Origin of the sequence: Halomicronema sp. CCY15110, assembly GCF_016888165.1 — a bacterium.
Classification (GTDB): Bacteria; Cyanobacteriota; Cyanobacteriia; order Phormidesmidales; family Phormidesmidaceae; genus Halomicronema.
Map to the genome: position 1 here is coordinate 1 of NZ_JACSWC010000306.1, position 8,174 is coordinate 8,174.

An 8,174-nucleotide genomic window follows, 5' to 3' on the forward strand; every position below is an offset into this window, starting at 1 on the left:
GAGCCGGATGAAGGGAAACTTTCACGTCCGGTTCTGTAGACCATCGTCGGGGGCGACCCCGGCGATGAGTTTAACCTAGCGGTTCTCATTGGACGGCGGATTAGCGAAATCCTGATTTCAACCTTTTCACTAAAGTCAGCCTGGAGCTTGAATTTTAGCCAGATGGCCAAACGGAAGGAGACACAGGATATCACCATCGAGATTCCCACGTTGGCACCCGCACAGGAGGTATTAGCGGCCATTCAACGCCTGCAGCAGGGATTGAGAACCGATGAGCTGAAGTTACAGGGGCTCTCCGATCGGCAAGCAAAGCAGAAGGTCAATAACCTTTACAGCGGGGCGATCGCGAATAAGTGTGAGGAGCATTTCAGCGATTTGGTACCCGCTAGAAGCGACAAGGAGAATCTTTACACCCATATCTTCAGAGCCGTCTACGCCACCATTGCCGCGCACTGGTACTGTCCACCTTCAGTGCCAGAGCATCAGTTTAAGGCCGAAATTCAAGGGCATTTCACGATCACCCAAGACGGCAAAAAGCTCCCAAATTATGCCGCCCGCTCCAATTACGACGACTACGCCATTGGCAATGGTCAAGGTAATCGCGATGGCCGATTAGGCATCAAGTTAGGCCAAGTGTCCGACCTGGAAGTCGTCGAGGTATTTCGGCAGCCTCGATACCATCGAGCCGCAGCTACCGTAGCCAAGGATAGTCCGGAGGCTGAAACAGCTCCGGAACTCGACTCAGAAAAACTGGATGACATGCCCCCAGAATTGAACACCCAGGAAACACCCACAATGACTAAATCTGATGTTGTGCAACCAACCGTCAAGCGCCCTAACGTCTATGCGGATGACCTGGAACGCATTACCGACCTGATGGCCCACCAAGGCATTACAGGCACCACAGCAGATGTGGTCCACGCCTTGCTAGAAGAATTTGAGGTCAAGATGGCTCAAGAGGAAAAACGAGAAGTCAAAACGGCAAGTGAGTTCGCCCAGGCCATCAACTGGTTCACTCAGGAAATTGAAACCCTGCGGCAGCAGTATCAAGCGCTGGAGCAGGAACACCAAAAATTAGCGTCGCGACCAGCAAACACCGATGAGGTTGCCCTCTTAAAGGAGCGGAATGCTCAGCTAGAGACCCGCAATAACGAACTGAAAGCGGAACTGGAGGAAACGCGATCTCAGCTCAACGCCATTCAGGATCTTTTGGGAGGGATCCGTAGTGGGGCGGCACGGTCTAAGGAAGAAAAGCCAGTAGCACCGGCGACAGAAAAGCCGGTCTCTAAGTCAGCGCCCACCGAGGAATCAGCATCGAGTCAAGCAGCGACGACTCCGAAGACCGAGACTGTCTCACGTCACTCCGGTCAGGCTGACTCGACTGATAAAGTTGCCGATGTCATTGATGCCATCATCAAATGGAATACAGCTCAGGAGCGCTCGGATCTAAGGCTACGCATTTCCTTCCCGTCGATTCGCAGTCTGGCGGTCTTGGTGGGGGCGAGTTATCTTCCCGCCATTAAAGAGGCCATCGCTGAGAAAGAGGCGGAAATTGAGGAAATCCATGAACGCTACATGATTGGCAGCCGCCACAATCGCTCGGTGCAGGATAAAGATGCCGTGCTTCAGGCGATCGCCCGCGATTACCTCGGGATTCCCAACTGGCAAGAAGCCACTTACGTTAACTAAAAGGGTGTCCCAAATAGGACTCAATGGAGGCGCTGATGACCTCCTCGCAATGCTTTCAGAGTGTCCCAAAAGTTCAGAATGCCTTACAAGCCCCCATCGGATTACAGCTACTCGCCACTGGGTAGAGCATCCAGAGGGACTTCCGGTCAGCGATATGCCGCCACGGCAATCTGCCAGCAGGTTGCTCAAGCATCCTCATCATGGCCTTCAATCATCTGGACGGCATTGTCTAGCTCGATTTGCAGCCGTTCGGCACTCGGCAATTTGTGTGTCGCAACCGCAATGGGATTCTGGAGGTGGCGCAACGAATAATCAACGATCGTTTTGCCTTTAGCTTTGCAAAGGATGATGCCAATCGAGGGCTGATCGTACTCGCCACGCTCTTGATCATCGACGGCTGAGAGATAGAAATTCATCTTGCCAGAGTGCTCTGGTTGAAAGTCGCCCAACTCCAGTTGAATCACCACAAAACAACGCAATCTAATGTGATAAAAGAGCATATCAAGATAGAAGTCTTGGTTATCTACAGTGACCCGGTAATCTTGACCTACAAAGGAAAAGCCCACTCCAAGTTCCAGCAGGAAATCGCGCATATGCTTGACTAATGCGCGTTTCAAATCCTTTGCTTCTGCATCTTTTGATAGCGTTAGGAAATCAAGCTTATAGGGGTCTTTCAGCACTTCGTGAGCTAACTCTGACTGGGCAGGCGGCAGCGTATGCTCAAAATTTGTGATAGCCCCCCCGCCCTCGCGTTGGTATAAGCCAGTTTCAATTTGAGCGATTAGAATGCTACGGCCCCAGCCATTCTCAAGGGACTGCTGAGCATACCAAAGCCTTTGAGTCTCGTCTTTCAGCTTCTCCAGTAAGGCGACATTCTGAGTCCACGGTAAATTGGCCAGCACCTGCTGGCCAATTTGAAAATCAGGCCAAGCCTCCGCAAAAGCCCTCATATATTTGAGGTTGGACCGGGAGAATCCTTTCATATCAGGAAACTCTCGCTTCAAGTCTTGGGAGAGGCGATTAATCACCTTACTGCCCCAACCCTGCTGCTCTTGCCGGAGTAGAATCTCGCGTCCGATATGCCAATACAGCAAAGTCATTTCTTGATTAACGGAGATGGCGGCGCTGATTTGGGCAGAACGAATGCGGGTCTTCACATCATTCAGAAAGACGCTGTAGCTACCTTCATCCGGCATCAAACTCGATTTCGGCATTCTCTCCCCCTTTCATAGGTCTCAACGTGTTTAGGCTTTCCGAGTCAGACCCTCTGCATTGTATCTAGTACATGCGGATTGCTTGGAACACGCCAAGCCACGACCAGGACACCAGGTTATTGCCAGTCCCAAAATCTGCTAGGGCTGTCCCTATGAATAGTCGGCAAACAGCATATTTGCTGGCATTCGAAATGCTCCAACAGTATCGCTGACAGCGGAATGAACCTTATCAGGGGTAGTTCCGCATCCAGCGGGTGGAACGCTGACAGTTAACCATACGCCCTCCTCAGCGCTGCCAAGGGCTGTAAGACGTAGCCATAGCCGGGGCATTCCGCATGGCTTAGTTTCGCCATCACCCCCTCGATCCCCTCAATGACCCAGGCCCCAAGCGTTTGACCGAACTGTACCCAATCACCAATCTGGCAGCCTCCCAGCTCCTGGGTGGGTAAAGGTTCTGGGGCGGTTGTGAGCCCCGTGTCCACGATCTCTTGATCTAGGGAGTGATCTTTATTAGAGATCGTGGACACCGATGCTGACAGCTTTTCTTTGACGGCCCGCAACAGCCTGAGCCGAATTGGATTATCCAGGTCTGTAGGCGCGTATAAGCGGGCTCGCTTTTGGCTGCGACGGCCAGGGCGACCGATCGCGGCCACATCGAGTCCTAACCGCTTGACGAGCTTGTTGACGATTTCACAGGGCGTCTGGTCGGGGTTGATATTGAGATTCAGCCAGTAGCGGACTTCGTCAATAAACCGAAGGGCCGTTTGTTTGATGGCGATCGCCCGTTTGTCACTGTTGGTCCACGGGTTGCCGTCGAGCAGATTTAGGACACCGAGCTTGGCGACGATGGCGGCTTTTACGTAGCTGCGCGGCAGCCGGTGCGGGGCGCGGATGGAGCTGGCGAGGATCGACTCGACCACGTTGCGATCGCTGGCTTTAACCGCCTCTAGATTCTCAGCACGGGCCTGGAGCAGGACGCCTCGCCGTAGAGCGCCGTAGTCTTTACAAAGCACTTCATAGCATTCCTCAGCGTCATCAAAGGCAATGCCAGGGAACTCATCGCGACACAGCACCTTATAGGCAATCAGGCGGGCCTCACGGCCACTTTCCATGCTGTCCAGTGTGCGGTGTGCCCAGTCGAGGGTATGGGCCTCTTCGGGTTCAGCTTCGGCAATCTCGACGGCTTCCTCTAGCCAGATTTGCTCTTGAGTAAGCTGCCAGAGTTCGGCAGTCGTCTCATCGGCCTTGAGGGTGTCAGCGGTCACATGGTGGCCAGCGCCTTCAAGGCGATCTATTAAAGCTTCCTGGGCGATCGCCTTTTGGCTGCCGCTGACGGTGCGAGCGGTGGTCAGATAATCCAGGATCGCCGCTTCGACACCGGCCAACTCGTGGTCATCGGTTGCCAGGTCAAAGAGACGGGCCAGGGTCGTCAGGTTTTGGCTCAGGCGCTGTTTGATCGCCCGAGGGTTGCCCAGCGCTTCATCGGCGGTGCCGGTGATAAAGGGCGGAATGAAAATCCGGCGCGGCACGGATGGTCGATAGCGCCCGAGGAGTTGCAGGTGGGTATCGGTGCTTAGCGCCGGGAAGTAAGCCCACACTTCATCAAAGTAGGCATCTTCGACCGCCACACGACCTTCGATGCTGACGCCAGATTTGGCGCTGGGGGAGAGGATCAGCACGTCCGGCTGATGCACCTGCAGCCAGTGATCCGGGTCTTTGAAGAAGAGGTTGAAGGCTCCCCCTTCGTTGGTCTCCGAATCAATGCGGGTGGAGCGAATGCCTTTACTTTGCAAGATACGGTCTACTCGCTTGGCTTCTCGCTGGGAACTGGTGACCAAGAGCAGGCGGTGGCCCTGCTCAATGCGGTGCAGCAGCCGTTGCCGAAACCCGGAGGCTTTGCCGGAGAAGACCTGACAATCCCACGGCAGACCGACTTTCCGATGGCGAAAACAGCGTACGGCCAGGGTGCCGCTGAGGGCCTGCCAGTAGCGCACGGCGCGATCCGGAATGCCGTCTTCACTTAAGACGATGGCTCCACCCGAGGCGATCGCATGTTTAGCAGCGCTGGCAATGCGTTCCAGGATGGTTCCATAGCGGCTCTTGAGAGTATCGCCCTGGCAGATATGCTCAGTCACCTGGTTGCCTTCATCCACGATCAACACTACGGGCTTGCTCCAGAACCACTCGGGCAGCTTCGCGATGGAATCCGGGCACAGCACAATACCGGGGCGCTGGCGAGCCGCTTCCCAGAAGTCCCGCTGGCTTTGACCCGTCGCGCCCTGATCGTGGATATGGAGAATGTTCCAGTCTTTGGCGGTTTGCTGGCCCAGGGAATTCAGCGGTGAGAGCACTAGGACGTGTTTGTCTTCTTGGAGCGCCGTTTGCACCCAGTCCCGCCCAATCTGGTAAGTCTTGCCGGTGTTCATGGTGGCATCCACCACATGAATGACGCTGGGCGTCAGTTTGGGTAGGGGTGGCAGGTAGTTGCCTTCGGTGGTGCGCTCAATGGGAAAGGTCAGGGCATTGTGCCGGTAGATGGCGTTCAGGGCTGCGGCAATTCGGCCATTGCGCTTGTACTGCTTCAGCGTCAGGGCCTCGCTCAGAATCTCATCCAGGCGTTCAGCGCTGGTCAGTTCGAGGGCATTGTCGGGGAGCAGATCGTTGCTGGCGTTGCGCCGATGCTGAGGCGATCGCGGCAGGTCACTGAAGCCTTTAGCTGATTCAGGTTCGGCTTCCGGCGTGGCCAGCTCAACAATTTCGCACAGTCCGGCAGCTTTGGCCGCATCGGTGTAGCGATAGAGCACATCATCAATCCCTTTGCCTTCACGGGGATTCCAGATGGGACAGCGCACCTCACAGCCTTTCCCCTCCAGGATGATGCCGAGCTGCTTGACCTGCCGATGCACGTTAGCGATGGTCTTGGGTTTGCTGTCCTGGTCAAAGACGATGAACAGTCTTCTGCCTTTCGTGGCAAAGCGTTCAATCGCCGCGTGCAGCTGCAAACTGCCTTTGACATGCCACTGGGTAATGCCGCGCACTGCGATCGCCGGGAGACCGTGGGCGATGAGAGCGAGGGCCTTCTTCAAGCCTTCGGTGATGGCCACAGGCAGACCGTGTGCCTCGACGACGGTCCAGAAATCCTGACCGGGTAGGGGGGTGACGTCGTAGCGATCGTAAATCAGGGTGGCAGTCTCCTCGTCAACGCAGGGCATCACCGGCTCAGCTACTGCGCCAGGCGGGGTTTCGTATTTGATGGTCTTACCCAGCTTGTGCGGATCGGGGCGTGGATGGATCGGCTTGGCATAAGGAACACCTTCGCGGGTACACCACAGGCCATCGCGCAGGGGTTCATAGACCTCAAGTAAGCGCTGTACGCCAGTGGTCACGTAGCTGGTGACTTTTTGCGACTGGGCGATGCGATCTTCCAGGATGACCTGAATGGCGGCATCCCCTGTAAGGATCTCGACGTTAGCGGTCGTCAGGCGGTCGGGGATTACCGAGTGCCGGAAATCCTCCAGCATCCAGGTTTCTAAAGACCGCAGTGCACCGTCTGAGCCGAAGCGATAGCCTGTATCGCTCGGTGTGAGAATTGCTTCCATGCTGTTCTATTCCTTTTGTGTAGGGCAGGAATAGACCGTGGTCAAGCATCACTAACTATCACCTCTCGAAAAGTGTTGCCATTTCCGAAAGGCGTGATAATATAGACACACTAATTCTGTGAGCCATTCAAGGGTTCCTTTTCCCAGGTCTTGAATGTCCCTCGTCGGTCTATTCCGAATAATTTGGTTCCGCCGTGGCGGTAGTCTTTGAACTCTGGTTGTTGGTAGCAGCCAGAGTTTTTGACTTTTAAAGCGTTTTTTCACCTCCTTTGTCGCAGATTGCGTATAAGATTAGCGCGAGATGCGCTGCTGGAAACAGCTTTCGCCGCCTGCTATCCCGGTTTAAAGGGATGCAAAGGAGAAGCGATCGCAGTTTTCCGCCCCGATCATACTGCAACTTACCGATAAAGATAAAATTTTTTGTGAAGTTTAGATCAGCGGCATTCCGTTTATCATTTGCTTCGCTCAATCCCATGCATTCATAACGCTTTGCGATGTGATCTCGATCAATCTTGGCTGATGGGGGACTATAAATAGAGCGCCGGGATGCATGATGGAGACGTAAGGACTCTCCGAATCTTTTTGTTTGTGCATCAATCTGCTGACTCAAATTCTGATGAGAGACTGCTGTCCTGATGATCGCCAATCGTTCTGTTATGACCGAACCGACTGAGCCTGCCCAGACTCCAGCCTCAGTGCCCGTAGATGAAGCCAGTGCCGCTGAACGGGTTCGGGTCAAAGATGCCTTTTTTGCCGCGATCGACGAAGCCCCAGGATATAAGGCCACTCAGCTAGCAGAAGCGGCTGGTGTGACGGATGCGACTCTCTCTTTCATGCGAAATCAGGGGCGCGATGTACGGATATCGACCTTTCAGCGGCTTCTAGATGCGATGCCGACGGATGTTTACCTGCGCTTCTACAAGAATCTTGGCGATGGCTTGGCTCACGATGCTCTTACCGATGAAGAGAGCTCTCCCCATAAAATTATTTCAGCGCTGCTCCAGCTCTGTGATGATGAAAGCTTGATGGGCTTGGTGCGACAACTTGGGGCGATTTCTAAAGACCGTCATGCGCAAGGGAGTAAGGTGCTCTCTGTTATGGCCCTGCTCATGGAGCTGATGCAATATTGCGAACTCGATGATATGCCGGAACTCATTGGCAAAGTTGGTAAATATACCTCGACTGCGATTAATCGCGCTTCGGAAAATCCGTCGGAAGAGCGACGGTGATTGTCTCTCGATGTAGTTTAGCCGACTGCATCATGAATCAACCTCTCGGAGATGGATGATTTCATTCAGTAGCTGATGTGACAATATGGCTCAGGCGAGATGACGCCTATTGCCGGGTGTCGCTATCGTCCTATGCGTAGCGAAAATAGCTTTGTGGTTCCATTGGCATGACTCGGCATTGTCATTTGCAAACCAAGTGAAATATAGCTGCTTATGCAATTCGACTCATCAACATCTTCTGCGAGGTCTGCTGGAGTTGGAGCGATTGATGACCTACTGCGGCAATTTGATGAACTGGCGGAAAAAGACCAGGGTGTATTCATTGAGGCGTTAATTAGAAAAGAAAAGATTCAACGCATTATGAATGGGAGCAGGTCACTTTCTGAAGAGGAATATTAGAGTAAGGCTGTAGCGATATTTGGATGGGTACCCTCATGACGCCA

Annotated in this window: 4 protein-coding genes; 2 read left to right on the plus strand and 2 right to left on the minus strand. The window is 53.9% G+C overall.

Features of this window, described 5'->3' with window-relative positions:
* The first annotated feature begins 87 nt into the window (after nucleotides 1-87).
* Nucleotides 88-1,689: a protelomerase family protein gene (locus JUK32_RS13605; RefSeq protein ID WP_309224542.1), complete on the plus strand. Its 1,602-nt coding sequence runs from the start codon at nucleotides 88-90 to the stop codon at nucleotides 1,687-1,689.
* Nucleotides 1,690-1,874: 185 nt separating this feature from the next.
* On the opposite strand, the gene JUK32_RS13610 is transcribed toward JUK32_RS13605, so the two are convergent.
* Together JUK32_RS13610 and JUK32_RS13615 are read right to left on the minus strand one after the other, a co-directional pair.
* On the minus strand, nucleotides 1,875-2,885 hold the full coding sequence (locus tag JUK32_RS13610; protein ID WP_204139401.1) for a YhcG family protein: 1,011 nt from the start codon (nucleotides 2,883-2,885) through the stop codon (nucleotides 1,875-1,877).
* Nucleotides 2,886-3,172: 287 nt separating this feature from the next.
* On the minus strand, nucleotides 3,173-6,502 hold the full coding sequence (locus tag JUK32_RS13615) for a DUF3854 domain-containing protein (RefSeq protein WP_204139402.1): 3,330 nt from the start codon (nucleotides 6,500-6,502) through the stop codon (nucleotides 3,173-3,175).
* A gap of 656 nt (nucleotides 6,503-7,158) precedes the next feature.
* On the opposite strand from JUK32_RS13615, the gene JUK32_RS13620 reads away from it, so the two are divergent.
* Nucleotides 7,159-7,731 carry a helix-turn-helix transcriptional regulator gene (locus tag JUK32_RS13620; RefSeq protein ID WP_204139403.1) on the plus strand — a complete coding sequence of 191 codons (573 nt, stop codon included), beginning with the start codon at nucleotides 7,159-7,161 and terminating at the stop codon, nucleotides 7,729-7,731.
* The last annotated feature ends 443 nt before the right edge of the window (nucleotides 7,732-8,174 follow it).

Excerpts from the sequence above, each read along its gene's own strand:
- JUK32_RS13610 (WP_204139401.1), bottom strand. The coding sequence starts at position 2,885 with ATGCCGGATGAAGGTAGCTACAGCGTCTTTCTGAATGATGTGAAGACC.
- JUK32_RS13615 (WP_204139402.1), bottom strand. The coding sequence starts at position 6,502 with ATGGAAGCAATTCTCACACCGAGCGATACAGGCTATCGCTTCGGCTCA.
- JUK32_RS13620 (WP_204139403.1), top strand. The coding sequence starts at position 7,159 with ATGACCGAACCGACTGAGCCTGCCCAGACTCCAGCCTCAGTGCCCGTA.